The organism is Suttonella indologenes (assembly GCF_900460215.1).
Classification (GTDB): Bacteria; Pseudomonadota; Gammaproteobacteria; order Cardiobacteriales; family Cardiobacteriaceae; genus Suttonella; species Suttonella indologenes.
In genome coordinates, this window is the sequence record NZ_UHIA01000004.1 from 1,555,245 (window position 1) to 1,572,003 (window position 16,759).

8 protein-coding genes are annotated in these 16,759 nt (G+C 47.3%); all 8 read right to left on the reverse strand.

Annotated features, from left to right (window positions below; all coding sequences use genetic code 11):
• Positions 1-3: 3 nt before the first annotated feature.
• A complete protein-coding gene (locus DYC63_RS11680; RefSeq protein WP_115219359.1) occupies positions 4-543 on the reverse strand; it encodes an FtsB family cell division protein in 540 nt (179 codons plus the stop codon).
• 6 nt (positions 544-549) lie between these two features.
• Positions 550-1,842 (reverse strand): phosphopyruvate hydratase, encoded by a 1,293-nt coding sequence (gene eno, locus DYC63_RS11685; RefSeq protein WP_115219360.1) that lies wholly within the window; start codon positions 1,840-1,842, stop codon positions 550-552.
• A 25-nt stretch (positions 1,843-1,867) separates the two neighbouring features.
• Complete coding sequence (gene kdsA / locus DYC63_RS11690; protein WP_115219361.1) at positions 1,868-2,680, reverse strand: 3-deoxy-8-phosphooctulonate synthase; 813 nt, start codon at positions 2,678-2,680, stop codon at positions 1,868-1,870.
• Positions 2,677-4,311, reverse strand: coding sequence for a CTP synthase (locus DYC63_RS11695; RefSeq protein ID WP_115219533.1), 1,635 nt, complete (start codon positions 4,309-4,311; stop codon positions 2,677-2,679). Before DYC63_RS11695 ends, kdsA begins: the two co-directional genes overlap by 4 nt.
• A gap of 19 nt (positions 4,312-4,330) precedes the next feature.
• A complete protein-coding gene (gene tilS, locus DYC63_RS11700; RefSeq protein ID WP_115219362.1) occupies positions 4,331-5,602 on the reverse strand; it encodes a tRNA lysidine(34) synthetase TilS in 1,272 nt (423 codons plus the stop codon).
• A gap of 103 nt (positions 5,603-5,705) precedes the next feature.
• Positions 5,706-6,668 carry an acetyl-CoA carboxylase carboxyltransferase subunit alpha gene (locus DYC63_RS11705; protein WP_115219363.1) on the reverse strand — a complete coding sequence of 321 codons (963 nt, stop codon included), beginning with the start codon at positions 6,666-6,668 and terminating at the stop codon, positions 5,706-5,708.
• Positions 6,668-7,111, reverse strand: coding sequence for a hypothetical protein (locus DYC63_RS11710; protein ID WP_115219364.1), 444 nt, complete (start codon positions 7,109-7,111; stop codon positions 6,668-6,670). The genes DYC63_RS11705 and DYC63_RS11710 overlap by 1 nt, the downstream gene beginning before the upstream one ends.
• Entirely contained in the window at positions 7,104-16,712 is a 9,609-nt protein-coding gene (locus DYC63_RS11715; RefSeq protein ID WP_115219365.1) for an Hpt domain-containing protein, read from the reverse strand. Before DYC63_RS11715 ends, DYC63_RS11710 begins: the two co-directional genes overlap by 8 nt.
• Positions 16,713-16,759 lie beyond the last annotated feature (47 nt).

The following is a 16,759-nucleotide window of genomic DNA, read 5'->3' on the forward strand; positions in this document are numbered from 1 at the left end:
GATTTAAGGTCTTTGTAAAGACTCGAGCTGCAAAACAGGCTCCGGCAAATTTTCAAGCGACTCTGCGGCAGAGGCAGGCTGCACATCAGGCGCCATAATCACATCTTCGCCCACTGATTCCAAGCGGATACTGTCGATACCGGCTGTCGGCACGGCACTGCTGTCGCGCACCATTTCGGCGCCCAGCGGATTGTCCGTCATATCGGGCAAGCCTTGAATATCGGCAATATGGCCGATGTCGACATCGCGCAGCATAAAAAAGGTTTCGTTCTCGCCGATCATGCCGTATTCCTTGCGCGCTTTTTCTTCGTAAATAAAAAACGATTCCGGCGAACGCAGGGTTTCCACTTCTTGTGCTTTGCGCTGATTGCGCGCCTGCAATTGCTGATTTTCTTTTTCGTGCCAAAGCACTTGGGTTTCAAGCCCGAAGATATGTTGGCGCTTGCTTTCTTGCAGTCGCCAAAGGTAATAATTAAACGCCGCCAAGCCGGCGGCAATCGCCGCCAACAAGACAAACGTGATAAAGCGTCGGCTTTTTTTCACAAAATCTTAGTTTTTGATTTTGCCCAATAAAGCCGCTTTGCCGCCGTATTTGGCTTTTTCACCCAATTCAGCCTCAATGGTCAGCAAGCGGTTGTATTTCGCAACGCGGTCTGAACGGCAGAGAGAACCGGTTTTGATTTGGGTCGCCGTCGTGGCTACAGCGATGTCGGCAATCGTGGTGTCTTCGGTTTCGCCGGAGCGGTGCGAAATGACCGCAGCATAGCCGGCATCATTTGCCATTTTGATGGCCTGCATGGTTTCTTGCAGCGAGCCGATTTGGTTCGGCTTAATCAAAATCGCATTGGCAATGCCTTTGTCGATACCTTCTTTCAAGATGCTAGTATTGGTTACGAATAAATCGTCACCGACCAATTGCACTTTGCCGCCCAGTTTTTCGGTAAGCAATTTCCAGCCTTCCCAATCGCTTTCGTCCAAGCCGTCTTCAATCGATACAATCGGATAACGCTCGCACAGACCCGCCAAATAATCCACGAATTCCGCTGAAGTGTAAGATTTTCCTTCGGAAGCCAGCACGTATTTGCCGTCTTTGTAGAACTCGGAAGCAGCGGCGTCCATCGCCAGATAAATTTGCTCGCCTGCTTTATAGCCTGCTTTTTCAATCGCCTGCATAATCACTTCAAAAGCCGCTTCGTTAGAAGGCAAATCAGGGGCAAAACCGCCTTCATCGCCGACTGCAGTATTCAAACCTTTGTCGTTCAATACTTTTTTCAAGGTGTGGAAAATTTCCGCACCGGCGCGCAAGGCTTCGCTGAAAGAATCAAATCCCGCCGGCATAATCATGAATTCTTGAATATCGACGGAGTTGTCGGCATGCTCGCCGCCGTTGATGATGTTCATCATCGGCACCGGCAGAACGTAGTCATTTGTTACGTGTAGCACTTCGTACAAAGGTTTTTTCACGCTGGCGGCTTTGGCATGGGCTAAGGCTAAAGACACGCCTAAGATGGCGTTTGCGCCCAAGTTTTTCTTAAAGGCATCGCCGTCCATGTCCAGCATGATTTTGTCTAAGGCTTCCAAATCGTCAATCGATTTGCCTTTCAGCGCCGGCGCAAATTTTTCATTGACGTTTGCCACCGCGTTTTTCACGCCTTTACCCAAATAACGCGCTTTGTCGCCGTCGCGCATTTCCAAGGCTTCGCGCGAACCGGTAGAAGCACCTGAAGGCACGCCGGCTTTGCCGACCGCACCATCGCTCAATTGGGCAATGACTTGAACGGTAGGATTACCGCGTGAGTCTAAAATTTCAATCGCTTGGATTTTTTCAATCGTTACGCTCATTGTCTTTCTCCTATGTAAAAAATCTTTAAAGGCTTTTCGCTACCGCATCAAAGGCTTGCAATCTGCTCAATAAGGCTTGCATCTCTGCCAAAGGCACGGCGTTCGGACCATCTGATAAGGCTTTTTCCGGCTCGGGATGGGTTTCCATAAAGAGTCCCGCTACGCCGACCGCCACCGCCGCCCGTGCCAACACCGGCACGAATTCGCGTTGACCGCCTGAAGAAGCGCCCTGCCCGCCCGGTAATTGGACGGAATGGGTGGCGTCAAAAACGACCGGACAATCAAAACCCGCCATTACCGCCAGCGAACGCATATCGGAAACCAGATTGTTATAACCGAAAGAGGCGCCGCGCTCACACAGCATAATCTGCTGATTACCGGTTGCTTTGGCTTTTTCCGCCACATGCTGCATATCCCAAGGAGCGAGAAACTGCCCTTTTTTAATATTGACGGGCTTGCCTTGCCGGCAAACATTGGTAATAAAATCGGTTTGCCGGCATAGGAATGCTGGGGTTTGCAAGACATCGACCACATCCGCCACTTCGTCTAAGGGCGTGTATTCATGCACATCCGTCAGCACCGGCAATTCCAATTCCGCTTTAACTTTCGCCAGAATTTCCAAGCCTTTCGCCATGCCTAAGCCGCGATAGCTGTTGCCGGAGGAACGGTTCGCCTTATCGAAAGAGGATTTATAAATAAACGGAATGCCTAAATCCTGCGTGATTTTTTTCAGCGTTTCCGCTGTGGACATGGTCATCGCCTCAGATTCAATCACGCAAGTGCCTGCAATGAGGAAAAAGGGCTGCCGATTACCAACTTCAAAACCGCATAATTTCATGCTTTCTGCTCCTGATGCTGTTTAGCCGCCTGCACAAATGCCGTAAAGAGCGGATGCCCTTTGCGCGGGGTCGAGGTGAATTCCGGATGCGATTGTAAAGCGACAAAGAAAGGATGCTCGGGAATTTCCACCACTTCCACCAAACCGTTGTCCGCCGAGCGGCCTGAAATTTTCAGCCCAGCTTCTTCCAGGCGTTTTTCATAGTGGGTATTGACTTCATAGCGGTGGCGGTGGCGCTCGTTCATCAATTCGCCGCCGTAAATGTGCGCGATTTTGCTGCCCGATTTCAATTTTGCCGGCAATGTGCCCAAACGCATCGTGCCGCCTAAATCCGCCTGCGCATCGCGATGCTCTTTCTCGCCGCGCTCGTTGACCCATTGTGCGACCAGAGCGATGACCGGCTCGAGATTGTCGTCCTGCCATTCCGTGCTGCCCGCTTTTTCAATACCTAGAACATTGCGCGCATATTCAATCACGGCAATTTGCATGCCCAGACAAATACCTAGATAAGGGATTTTGTTTTCGCGCGCATATTGCACCGCCAGCAATTTGCCCTCGATGCCGCGGTTGCCGAAGCCGCCGGGAACGACGATGGCATCCACGCCCGCCAGCAAATGCGTGCCTTTTTGGTGTAAATCTTCCGAATCGATATAGCGGATATTGACCTTGGTCTGCGTATGAATGCCGCCGTGGAAAAGCGCTTCGTTAAGCGATTTATAAGCATCGGTCAAATCGACGTATTTTCCCACCATGGCAATGGTAACTTGTTCCTGCATGGTATTAATCGTGTCAACGACATGCTGCCATTGCGACAAATCCGCCGCTTTCGCATCCGTAATCGCAAAATGGCGCATAACTAGCTCATCTACGCCTTGATGATGATACAGCAACGGAATTTCATAAATATTGCCGACATCCAAGCCCGTGACCACCGCATCGGCGGACACATTGGTAAATAGGGCGATTTTGCGCCGCTCTTCTTCGGGCAATTCGCGATCGGCGCGGCAAATCAGCATATCCGGCTGAATGCCGATTGAGCGCAATTCTTTAACGCTGTGCTGCGTCGGCTTGGTTTTCAACTCTCCGGCGGCAGAAATATAAGGCAATAAGGTCAGATGGATATACATCGCACGGCTGCGTCCGACTTCCGTGCCCAATTGGCGAATCGCCTCCATAAACGGCAGGGATTCGATATCGCCGACCGTGCCGCCGACTTCCACCATCGCAATATCCGCGCCTTCTGCGGCGCGCAAGACATAGGATTTGATGGCATCGGTAATATGCGGAATGACTTGCACCGTCGCGCCTAAAAACTCGCCGCGCCGCTCGCGCCGAATCACTTCCTGATAAATGCGCCCTGTAGTGCAATTGTTGAATTGTGTGGCGCGCATATTCACAAAACGCTCATAATGCCCTAAATCCAAATCCGTTTCCGCGCCGTCGTGGGTTACAAATACTTCGCCGTGCTGGAAAGGACTCATCGTGCCCGGGTCCACATTAATATAAGGGTCCAGCTTAATCATGGTGACACGCAGACCGCGTGATTCCAAAATCGCGCCCAAAGAAGCGGCGGCGATGCCCTTACCTAATGAGGAGACCACGCCGCCCGTTACAAATATGAATTTTGTCATCGCTAATCCCAAGCTGAATTTACCGCGCAATAGTATCAGAATTAGGCTTTCTATGCCATAGCATAACCAGCTCCGCAAATGCCGCCGCAGCCCCCAATTCTCCTACCCAAGCCAATTGCCCGTCCACCCACAGCAAGGGCAGACGGCGGCGCAGCGGCGGCGCGATTCTTGCCAAACGCAGCCATTCTTTCAAAGGTTTGGCATGCCTTTTCCCGACAGGGCGAAAGGCTTGCGCCGGCGGATACAATGCCCAGCGGCAGTCTTTGCCGCGCAATAATTCCTGCCCTGCCTGCACCTCAAGCTGCCCGATACCCACCCAATCGGTTGTTAGGGCAAAAGGCGGCGGCGCACTAGGCGCTTGCCGCGGCAGATAATAAATCGCATCGTCATAGTAATAGAGCAACGTTTGGGCATATTCAATCGCCGCATAATCCGCTCCTGCGGCGATTTGGCGCAAAAACTCCTGCAAACGCGTACGCGGCGGCAGCGGCAAAGCCTGCAAGACCAACCAGCGGCGCAGAAAAATCGCCAGTTGCGCTAGAGATTTATCCCGATAGGGTGCAAGCGGAAAAGCCGTTTGATGTTGCGACAACAAGCCATCCAGCCATTGCTCTTGCAGTCCGCGGGCTTCTGCGACATGGGCGGCGGATTGTGCAATCGAAGCCATCGCTTGCGGATAGCGGCTTTGCAATAAGGGCAAGACCTCATGCCGCAGCCAATTGCGGCGGTAGCGGACATCCGCATTGCTGTCGTCGCAGACATGATTCAGCCCGTAAAGGGCAAGTCTGTGTTCCAAATCCGCACGGCTGCTCATCAATAAAGGACGCCAATGCTCGCCCTGTGCAAAAGCGCGTCTGGCGGGCATGGCGGACAGTCCCTCAATACCGCTGCCACGCAATAAATTAAGCAAAAAAGTTTCCGTCTGATCGTCCTGATGATGGGCGGTTAATAAGACTCCTCTTTCGGCTAAGGTCTGCGCAAATACCGCATAACGCGCCTCGCGCGCTTGCGCCTCCGCATTACCCTGCTTGGCTAAATTCAGCGGCACTATCTGACAGGAAAAGCCATAATCGTATGCGGTTTTCTGCACCAACTCGCCCCATGCCGCCGCCTGCTCATGCCAGCCGTGATTGATATAAATCACTCGCAGCGGCGCGCTCAGCCGCGCTTTCGCATCATGCAATTCATGCAGCAAAACCATGCTGTCCACGCCGCCGCTGCAAGCTAGCAAATATTCCCGCGGGCGGTACTGTGCCTGCCAAGCGAAAAACTCCTCTCCTAATCCGGACATCGCAGATTACTCCCCTGCCCCATAATCCAAATGCTCAGTTAAGCTCGCACAATGAGAAAAGAAAAAACGCCATGCAAAAGCATGACGTTTGTTAGTGCTATCATCATTCACCGCTAAATTGCCCGTAAGCACGCAATTTTTCAAAACGTTTTTGCATACGCAGGGCTTTATCCTCTTGCTCCAGTGCCGCCAAAGTACGCGAAAAAGTCTCACGCAGAATATGGCTCATTTCCTCAATATTACGATGCGCACCGCCCAAAGGCTCTGCAATCACTTCATCAATTAAATTGAGTTTTTGCAATTGCTTAGAGGTCACTTGCATGGCTTCCGCCGCTTCTGCCGCCATTGCCGCATCGCGCCACAAAATCGACGCGCAGCCTTCCGGCGAAATTACGGAATACATGCTGTATTGCAGCATCATCACCTTATCCGCCACGCCAATCGCCAAAGCCCCTCCAGAGCCGCCTTCGCCGATGATGCAGGCAATCGTCGGCACAGCAAGGATGGCCATTTCATATAAATTGCGCGCAATCGCCTCGCTTTGTCCGCGCTCTTCCGCGCCGATGCCAGGATAAGCGCCCGGCGTATCAATAAAGGTAATCACGGGAATTTGGAAGCGTTCTGCCAGTTTCATTAGGCGCAAAGCCTTGCGATAACCTTCCGGACGCGGCATACCGAAATTACGCTTCACTTTGGCTTTAGTATCACGTCCTTTTTCATGCCCGATGACCATCACGCTGCGCCCGTTCAAACGCGCCAGTCCGCCGACAATTGCCGCATCATCGGCATAATGGCGGTCGCCGTGTAATTCGCGAAAATCGCTAAACACGCGCGGCAGATAATCTAAGGTATAGGGACGCTGAGGATGACGCGCCATTTGTGCGATTTGCCAATCATCCAAACTTTCAAAAATGCTTTTGCTCAGACTTTTGGATTTATTTTCTAGTTTCTGGATTTCCTCGCTGAAATTCATTTCAGGACGTTCCGCACTAAACTGGCGTAATTCGCTTAGCTTTTTTTCCAATTCCGCAATCGGCTGCTCAAAATCCAAATAATCGGGATTCATTATCTCATCCTCAGTTCGCTTTCGAATAAAGGCAAGTCCGGCAGGAAAATCGTTTTATTCTCATGCCCTACAATAGCAACTTGCTGCGGAATAAAACGATGATGACCGCCTTTGAGCGTTTGAATGTCTTCCTCGTGAATATTCAATAATTCCGGCTCGCCATAACTAATCACCGCATAGCGGCGATACATAGACTGATTGGTAATCGTCGATACCAATAAAATGCGATACACGCCGTCATAGCTGTCTTCCGTGCCGGCAAAGTCAAAATCCAACACAGGCATTTTCTCATTTTGCACCAACATACTGCCGACGACAAATTCGCTCGCATTTTCGGCAGTTAGGGTCGGCGCATAAGGATATACGCGCCCGACGACGGCTTGAGGAAACAATAACCATTGCTGACCGCGGCAAGGCAGCAATACCACATCTAAATTAGTCATTTGCCTTATCTCCCAATAACGATTCAATAGTTTCAATCAAAATGTCTTCACGGTATGGTTTGCCCAAATAATCTTGAATCCCAATCTGATCCGCCCGTTCACGGTGTTTATCACCCGTACGCGAGGTAATCATGATAATCGGCACTTCCGAAACTTGGCTGTTCTGACGAACATGGCTGGCAAACTCAAATCCGTCCATACGCGGCATTTCAATATCCAACAAAATCAAATCCGGCGTAAAGCGTTGCAGCACATCAATCGCATCCAAGCCGTCTTTGGCAGATTCGACAATATAGCCGTTACGCTCTAAGAGTCGGGTCGATACCTTACGCATAGTTACCGAGTCATCCACAACCAAAATATTCGGTACAAAGGCTTCTTCCGCCGATGCGCTGCTGTGGTATTGACTCAAGCTGCCGATGCGGCGAGCCAAATCAAGCGGCTCAAGCACAGGAATCACATTACCGTCACCCAAAATCGTTGCACCGGAAATACCCGGAATATTCAATACTTGACGGTTAACGTTCTTCACAATCACTTCTACGCGGTTGGCGACACGATCCACATAGAAGGCTGTCGGTTCGCCGCTGGCATTGATGAAGAGCGCCGGCGCCGTCGCCGAATCTATTGCAAATTGATATTCATCGGATTTGAAGTAATCACCCAACATATAGAGGCGGTAATCCATACCGTCGTATTGAATATACACTTCTTCGCCTGCATGGCTGCGTTGCAAGTCTTCGCGCGGCACTTGAGCAATCGCCGCCACTGTGTTCATCGGCACGGCATAAGTTTGTTCTGCCACTTCAACCAACAGTACTTCGGAAATACTCATGGTAAACGGCATCAAAATGGTAAATTGCGCGCCTTTGCCGGGGATAGATTCTGCAATCAATTGACCGCGGCGTTGCTTAACCATTTCATTCACTACGTCCATACCGACACCACGACCCGACAATTGGGTTACGGCTTGCGCTGTTGAAAAACCGGAGCGCATCATCAAGGTATTGAGATAATGCTGATCTTGCGCTCTGCTTTCATCCAACCAACCTTTGCTGCGCGCTTTCTCGCGAATACGGTCATAATCAAAACCGCGACCGTCATCTAAAATGCGGATTTCCACATTTGAAGATTTCGCAGCAACCGTTAATTTGACGATGCCTTGAGCAGGCTTACCGGCAGCTTTACGCTCGGCAGGTGTTTCAATACCATGCCCTACCGAGTTACGAATCATGTGCTCGATAGCAGGCAAGACTTCTTCTATCAAGCGTCTTTCAAGTTCGACATGACCGCCTTCAATAATTAACTCGATATCCTTATCAACGGATTTCGCCGTTTGACGCACTAAACGCTTCAAACGTGCCTCATTCACGTCAAAACGCAGCAGTTGGGTGGTTAGCAGACGATCTTGAATGCCTCTTTGAATAAATCCCTGTTGGATAGAAATATTGCGTATCAAAGCATTTTCATGCGCCAATGTTTCCTGCACATTTTTCAAGTCATTGATCGCTTCGGATAATTGGCGTGATAACTGCTGAATTTCAGTAAAACGGTCCATTTCCAAAGGATCGAAATGTTCGTCATCATTCGTCTGTGCTTCACGTCGGAAGAGCATTTGTGCTTCCGTTTCATTATCCAAGCGCCGCATTTGTTCATCAATACGGTTAGCAATACGCGTAAGCTCATTTAGGTTAAATGTCGATTCGCTGGAAACGTTTTCCAGACGGGAGCGCATAATCGCCGTTTCGCCGACCATTGCAATCATCTCGTCGAGCAAATCCGCATCTACACGCACATAACGCTGCACTCCCGCCGGCGCCGTATCAGATTTTGCCGCTTCAGGAGCGCTTGAAATCGGTTTCGGTGCTTCCGGTTTCTCTGCTTCGGCAGCATGAGATTCTTTTTGTGCCGCTTGCGGTTTATCGGCTTCTTGGGTGATAGACGGATCCGGCGCCGCTTCTTTAGCAATGCTTGAAGAAGCAGCATCTTTTTGAGCACTCTCTTGTGGCGATTCAGCAGGTTTTTCTGCCTTAACATCGTTTTCAGGCGAAGCAGAAGGAGCCGCATCTTGAGCTTGTTCTACTGCTGCAGAAGAGGCGACATCCGATACTTGAACAGGAGGATGCTGCTCTGCTTGTGCTTGTTTGGCTACAGGCGTCTCATCGCTTGTAGCAGACTCAACAGCAGCAGCCGGCGCTTCTGCATTCGGCTGCACAAAACGTCCCTCTTTAGCAAAGATCGTCAAAGATTCATTCAAAGATTTTGCAGGAATTGGCATTTCTTTGCGTAAAACGCTATCCAACATGCCATATAAAGCTTCATGCCCCATATTGAGCAAATTTTTAGCCTGACGCATTTTGGTTTCATTGTAATCGGCAAGTTGTTCAATCAATGACTCCATCAGATGCGAAGTATCGCCAATAGCGGTCAAACCTACTAAACGCGCTGCACCTTTCAAGGTATGCATATTGCGTTTCAGCTCTTCTACCACGGCTTCATTTTTCAAATCCTGAGCAAATAAGGCTTCTGCCTGATCAATCAATTCCTGTGCTTCATCAGTGAAAATATCTACCAAAATAGGGTCGATATTCTCATCAAAAGCCGTTGCCATTTCCTCAGCTTCATGTATTTCTTCAGCTGCAGAAACAGCCGCCTCTTGCATTGATGCCGCATTTTCTTTGCTTAGCTCTTCCTCAGCTTGAGCTTCACGCAAACGCAGTTCCTGCTCTGCCACTTCAGGATAAGGTAATGGCAAATTTAAGAAGCGATTGATGTTATTGAGCATATAAGGATCTGTTTGCGGGAGGAATCCGTCACGCACCGCATCCAACATAATCATGGCTTGCCACAAAGCGCCGCTTAATACCGCAACTGCTTGGTTATTAGCTTCGCTGTGTCCATCTACAAGACTTTCAATCATGGATTCAATGGCATGTGTCAAATCGCCCAAGGCTAAATAACCAGACATACGTGCTCCGCCTTTTAGCGTATGCATATCGCGGCGGATAGCATCCAGATGTGTAATACTGCCGCGATTTTGATCCCAACGTTCTGCCTCTAACTGACTTCTACCTAATAAAAGCACCGCCTCATCCAAGAACGTTTCCGCCAATTCCGTTCCATGATTAGGATCCGGAATCCATTCGTCCCAATTTTGGCTGACAGGAGCGGAAGTCGCGATAGGCGCAATTTCACGCGTCATATGAGTATTGCTAATACCCAATTCTTGTCGTGTTTGCATCAAACTGTTGATTGTTTGAATGGCTTCTTCCGCACTATTATCATCATCAAAGTTCTCTATTAAATCAATGCTTTGCCTTAAAATAGAAGCAGCACTCAAAGAAATACCGGAACCTTGGTTGCGATGAGCTAACAATAACTGCTCAATAGCATCCAACATCCGCCAAATCCAATCCGGAACGCTGCCCGCTTCAATAGAATCTTCAATGTCGTAGACAGACTCGATTAAATTGTCCAACATTTCAGGGGTACTATTGTCTTCTACTTGCTGTGATAAAGACTCGAATTTATCAACAGCATTTAAGAATTTACCCAAACCGCTTGACTGATGCTGTTCGCTCTCTTTTGCGCCTACCGCATTTTCCAAACTCGGATGCGCAGAGATTTTTGATAATTCATCAGATAAACGGCTGGCGGAATGTGCATTGGCTTTTGGCGCATTGGCACTACTTAAAGAAGGTGTCATGCCGGCAATACCGGTAGCGCTCGAAGCAGAGGAATTGAAAACGATATCGCCGCTTCTGCTGTCTACATAATCCACCTTATCAGCTTTTGCTCTTGTAACATTTTGTCCTGCAGAAATATGCTCAGCTGACGAAGAAGCAATCTCATCATGAGATTCAGCCGAATTTTGTAGCATATCGTCAAAAGAGGTTTCGCTAGCCGTATCGGAAAAACCTGCCGGCTCTGCTGCCAATTCTTGAGCAACATTTCTCAACATCTCATCCATTAAGGCTTTATCATCAGCATCCATCTCATTAACTGAAGCCGCATCTTGCTTATCATCTTTAGATAAACCGGCATTTACTTCATCTGTTACCGATACCTCCGACTGAGATTCAATCTCTGAAATTAAGGCATCTACCATCTCATGCGCTTCATTTTCTGCTACCGAATCTGCAAATTGCACTTCAGCATTATTATCGGCATCGGCAAAGAACTCCGTAATCGCATCACTTGATCCTTGCTCGCCGCTAGACAAAGCCGCATCAGTTGATGGAGCAACATGACTTGATTCTACCGGCGATGCAAATTGAGCTTCCGCATTATCGGCATCGGCAAAGAAGTCCGTAATCGCGTCACTTGATCCTTGCTCGCCGCTAGATAAAGCCGCATCAGCTGATGGAGCAATATGACTTGATTCTACCGGCGATGCAAATTGAGCTTCCGCATTATCCGCATCGGCAAAGAAGTCCGTAATCGCGTCACTTGAGCCTTGCTCGTCGCTAGACAAAGCCGCATCAGTTGATGGAGCAACATGACTTGATTCTACCGGCGATGCAAATTGAGCTTCCGCATTATCGGCATCGGCAAAGAAGTCCGTAATCGTATCGCTCGAGCCTTGCTCGCCGCTAGACAAAGCCGCATCAGCTGATGGAGCAACATGACTTGATTCTACCGGCGATGCAAATTGAGCTTCCGCATTATCCGCATCGGCAAAGAAGTCCGTAATCGCATCACTTGATCCTTGCTCGCCGCTAGACAAAGCCGCATCAGCTGATGGAGCAACATGACTTGATTCTACCGGCGATGCAAATTGAGCTTCCGCATTATCCGCATCGGCAAAAAAGTCCGTAATCGCGTCACTTGATCCTTGCTCGTCGCTAGACAAAGCCGCATCAGCTGATGGAGCAACATGACTTGATTCTACCGGTGATGCAAATTGAGCTTCCGCATTATCGGCATCGGCAAAGAAGTCCGTAATCGCGTCACTTGATCCTTGCTCGCCGCTAGACAAAGCCGCATCAGTTGATGGAGCAACATGACTTGATTCTACCGGCGATGCAAATTGAGCTTCCGCATTATCCGCATCGGCAAAGAACTCCGTAATCGCATCATTGCTCTCTTCTGTTTCACTAAACGAAACCGCTTGACTTTTCTCCACAGACGATGCTAATGATACTTCAGTATTAAGCAGCTTATCTTCAATCACATTCTCTGCAAGATCTGTTGCAGCGCTTGTTTGAATAGATGCTGAATCATCCTCATCTGCAAAAACTTCATCAAGTAATGCCGAAGCAGCCGATTCTTGTGCAAAGTTTTCTTTTAATGCGATAGCTACCGATGCTTCAAGCACTTCCTGCTGTGCAACATCTGCCGTATGCTTAGCAATAGCCGCTTGAATTTGTTCTCTTAAGATTTCAACGTCATCGCTATCTGTTTGCATATCACTCATACGAGATACCGTAGCGACTAGGCGCTGCATAACAGCATCATCTAAACGCACATTATCATCGCTAAGCGCATTTTCCGCGGCTTTTGACAAAACATTAGATAAAAGCTTTTCATAAGCAGGATTATCTGCTGCAGAACCGGAAAAGGCTGCTGATAATTGCGCCTGTAGTTCCGCACGTTCTTTCACATCATCCAAAGAATGCCCCAAGCGGCTGAATTCTTTATCTAATTGCTGCGCTAAAATGGCTTCATCATCTTCATCTAAAGGCTGAGCAGCTAAACTTCTTTGTAGCATATTCGCGATATGGCGATAAGCGACAGCCTCCGGCGATGCAACGATATGAGATACGCTTGCACTAATCGTGGGTGCGGCAGAATCCTGCGCATCAAGCGCTGAGGCCGGCAAAATTTCCGACAAATCGCCTATCGTGACTTTCCCTGCTAATTGCGCCGATACCTGAGCACTCAATGAAGCCATCTGCTCGGATGATAAGGAATGCTCTTGCTGAGAAATTCGAGCAGATACCATATCACGCAGCAAAGACTTGTCATCTTCATCATGAATATCGATACTATGCAAACCATGTCCGATTACCGCACTGACTTCTTTAGCTAATTTTTCTACAATAGCTTCATCATAAGCGGCGGGCGATACGACTTTTTGCTCTGTTGCCGCCGGTTCAAAAGCATCATCCAGCGCTTGAGTTTTCTGAGCAACAGACTGCGGCGATGCTACAGCTGCCGATTCAAGCGTTTGCGTAACAAAAACAGTTGATGATCGCGACCCTTGCTGCTCTCTTGAAAAATCATCAATAGAGGTAGAGATATTTGCATCAATAGGCTGCGAAATAGAATGTTGTTCATCTGCAAACAGATCTACATCTGCATGCAAGGCTGTTTGAGAAATCGTGTCTTCTTCCGCTGCTGTAACTTTATCAATCTGAAGATCAGCATGTACAGTATCTTGAGATACTGTTTCTGCCGAATCAGACTTGGCAGCAAATTGAGCATATAAATTACGCGCTAAATCCGCCTGTTCTGCAGAAGACATCTCAGGGCTTGCCATTAAATGCTCGCGCGCTTGATGGGCAACCTGTCCTTGCAGAGATAAAGAAGCTTTATGCTCGTTAAAACCGTCTTCTGTACGCAAAATCTTCAGCAAATCATTTGCATCTGCTACAGCATTTAGAACTAAATCATTTGTTGGAAAATAAGATTCAGCAATGGAATTGAGCAAATGCTCATATTGCCAAGCAAAATCTCCCAAGTCTTGATAGCCCACCATTTTTCCAGAACCTTTTATCGTATGGAAAGCCCGGCGAACTTCTTCAACTAAGCCCTTATCTTGCGGAGCACTTTTCCATTGCGACAAAGTTTGATCGATCTGCTCTACAGTGGTGTCTAATTCCTCAAGGAAAATCTCTAAGATATCTTGATCTACAGCTTGTTGATCTTGATCAGACACTACATTTTTATCACCAACAGATGAAATATTATCTAAATCAGCTAAGGTTTTGTCGGCATAGAAAGGCTGTCCAAAAGCATATGTATTTGCAGCTTGGATTTCCTCTTTGTGTTCTACATTATCTGAAAGAGTACTTGATTGATCTTGCGCAACAGTTGCGGATATATCATCTGCTAAGAAATCCGCCTCACTCTCTGCGGCATCTAAAGAAATAGAAGAAATATCACTACTTACACTGCGATCAACAAAAGCGTCCTCTCCTTTCGTCTGTTGCGATACATTATCTGAAATAGCTTTAGTATCAACATCTAAAGAAATACCGGAATCTTCACCTGCTTTTTCATTTGAATGCACAGATAAATCGGCTATTGTAGAAGCTTCTTCAGACCGTTCAGTATCTGCAAAATCAAGAGAAAACGTCTGTGCCGGTTCTTTTTCAGCAGCGGCATCTACAGAAGAATTTTCTGCTGTTCTAATCAAATCATTTTCATCGGCAAATGAAATATCAGATACTGAATCAGACTTAGGACTTACATCACTGCTGACAGATTTTTCATCTACAGTAGAAAAATCGCCAGAGGACGGAATGGTGGCAGCTGTCGCAACAGTATTTGTTGCTTCGCCGATAATATTTGACTCAGCCGAAGATAAATCGGAAAGAGGAGTCTGTTTTTCTACAGCCGTTAATTTTCCCGTGATTTTCTCTATAATTTGCGGTGCATGTTTTGCATCATCAGTTAATGCTGCACGAACAGAATTAGCGTATTGGGCAAGCACTTGCTCATCCGCATCTTTATGCTCGCTCAGATAATTCGTAATATGCTCCGCCAAGCTTGCTTGCATTAATAATGCTGGCTGATGCTCGACAAAATCTTCGCCCACGGTAAGAATACGTAATAATTCAACCGTATCGGTAATTAAGTTCTGAATGGTCGCATTAACATCAAAGGTTTTATCAATCACCCGATTGAGCATTTGCTCATGCTGCCAAGCGCATTCTCCTAAAGCCTCATAACCTACCGTGCGTCCCGAACCTTTTATGGTATGGAATGCACGGCGTACGACGCCAATATGCTCTTGCTCATAAGGATTAGCTTGCCAAGGTTCTAATTCATCTCGAATTTCTTGAATCTTCTCCGCTAATTCTTCAAGAAAAAATTCACGAATTTCATCATCCATGACGGCACTGTCATGGCTTTCTAGGAAATTTTCTTTTCCTGCCGGCACGCTTAATGTTGATAACTCATTTAAAGACTTGCCTGCAAAATAAGCTTGATAGGCGCCTGCTGCGGCAGCTGCCTGATCTTCATTGGCTTGCCCTGTAATGGCAACTGCAGAAGGCAGTTCCTCTTCTTGATCAGATTCTACATCTTTTTCAATCTCAGCAAGCGAACCGTCAAAATGCGAATCTAAAGCATCAAGTCCGTCTAATAAATCATCTAAACCATTAGCAAGATCTGCATCTTCATTTTTAACTTGAGCTTCCTCAAGTTTCTCTTCATGTTTAATAAAATCAAGCAGTAAAGATTTCGCCTGATTTGAAGGCTTGTAAAATGTATTTAAAGCATCAGATACTTGTTTTAAATAATCTACGTCAGAATGATTGATTTTAGCGGTATCGCTCAAATCATTAAAAATATATTCGGCAGCAATCAAGACATCAATAGCTGCCGGATAAGCATCCGCATTCGCAGATGTTTGCAAAGAGATTTCTGCAAATTGCAATGACAACTGGTTCAAAGCGGCAGATAAATGCTTTTCTCCCACTAAATGCGCTATAGAAGCAAAATGAGAAGTTCTTAAAGCTGCTTCTTTCCAAGGCTGCTCAGTTGAAACCGTTTCAATATTGGTTAAACTTTTGCGCAAACTCTCATAAAATTGTCGAGCGATTTCGCCTGTGTCACGCAATAATTTTTGAATTTCTAAAGAACGCGAATAAGCACTTTGTTCCGTAATCGCGCTGCGATAATCGGCAACATCTTCCGCTTCGTATTGCGCATGTTTTAGCGTTTCTTCAACTAAAATCATCGCTTCTGCAATATCAATCCACTGGGATTCTGATAATTGCTCGTCCAACATTTGGTTAATCTGTTTAAGCAATAATTGCGGTACTTTTAAATCCAATACTTCAAATAAACTGATTAGATTTTTATTATGTCCGATTACAGAGGTAACATCGAATTGCTTATTCGCATGGACACCATACTGTTCAATTTGATTACGACTGGTTTCTAAGACTTCTGTTACTTTGGCAGATAAGGCTTGATAAGTTTCGCGATCAATTTTAGGCTTCACCGTGATTGCCGCAACACCGTTGCCGGCTAAAATCGATTCAATCGCTTGTGCAGCCTCATTTAAAAGACGCTCGTCTGTCGGCTCAATAAAGGATAAGCGAGTAATATAGTCATTAAGCAGTAATAAGCCGGAGGCTATCTCTGCTCCAATTTCGCTAAACTCGCTTTCCTGTACTGTTTTATCGCGATACTTATCATCTAAGGTTTTTACACTGTCAGCAAGAACCGCACATAATTGAGCGGCATTGTTGCGGTTAAGCAGCGCGAGTCCGCCGCTTACTTCTGAAAGCTGCTCAGCAAAAGCGTCAACGCCTCCGGATTCCGGACGTTCCAACCATTCAATTAATTGCTTTTTAACAGTTGTGATATTGTGTGCCATCTCATTTTGGACACGCACCAAAAGTTGATTGGCAATTTCGTTACTCATGTAATCCCCTTAAGAGCCTTAATTCTTCCTGAAATGCGGTGAAAAAC

What these genes read in the sequence shown, in the direction of transcription:
- eno (WP_115219360.1), bottom strand. Translation starts at nt 1,842, where the DNA reads ATGAGCGTAACGATTGAAAAAATCCAAGCGATTGAAATTTTAGACTCA.
- kdsA (WP_115219361.1), bottom strand. Translation starts at nt 2,680, where the DNA reads ATGAAATTATGCGGTTTTGAAGTTGGTAATCGGCAGCCCTTTTTCCTC.
- DYC63_RS11695 (WP_115219533.1), bottom strand. Translation starts at nt 4,311, where the DNA reads ATGACAAAATTCATATTTGTAACGGGCGGCGTGGTCTCCTCATTAGGT.
- tilS (WP_115219362.1), bottom strand. Translation starts at nt 5,602, where the DNA reads ATGTCCGGATTAGGAGAGGAGTTTTTCGCTTGGCAGGCACAGTACCGC.
- DYC63_RS11705 (WP_115219363.1), bottom strand. Translation starts at nt 6,668, where the DNA reads ATGAATCCCGATTATTTGGATTTTGAGCAGCCGATTGCGGAATTGGAA.
- DYC63_RS11710 (WP_115219364.1), bottom strand. Translation starts at nt 7,111, where the DNA reads ATGACTAATTTAGATGTGGTATTGCTGCCTTGCCGCGGTCAGCAATGG.
- DYC63_RS11715 (WP_115219365.1), bottom strand. Translation starts at nt 16,712, where the DNA reads ATGAGTAACGAAATTGCCAATCAACTTTTGGTGCGTGTCCAAAATGAG.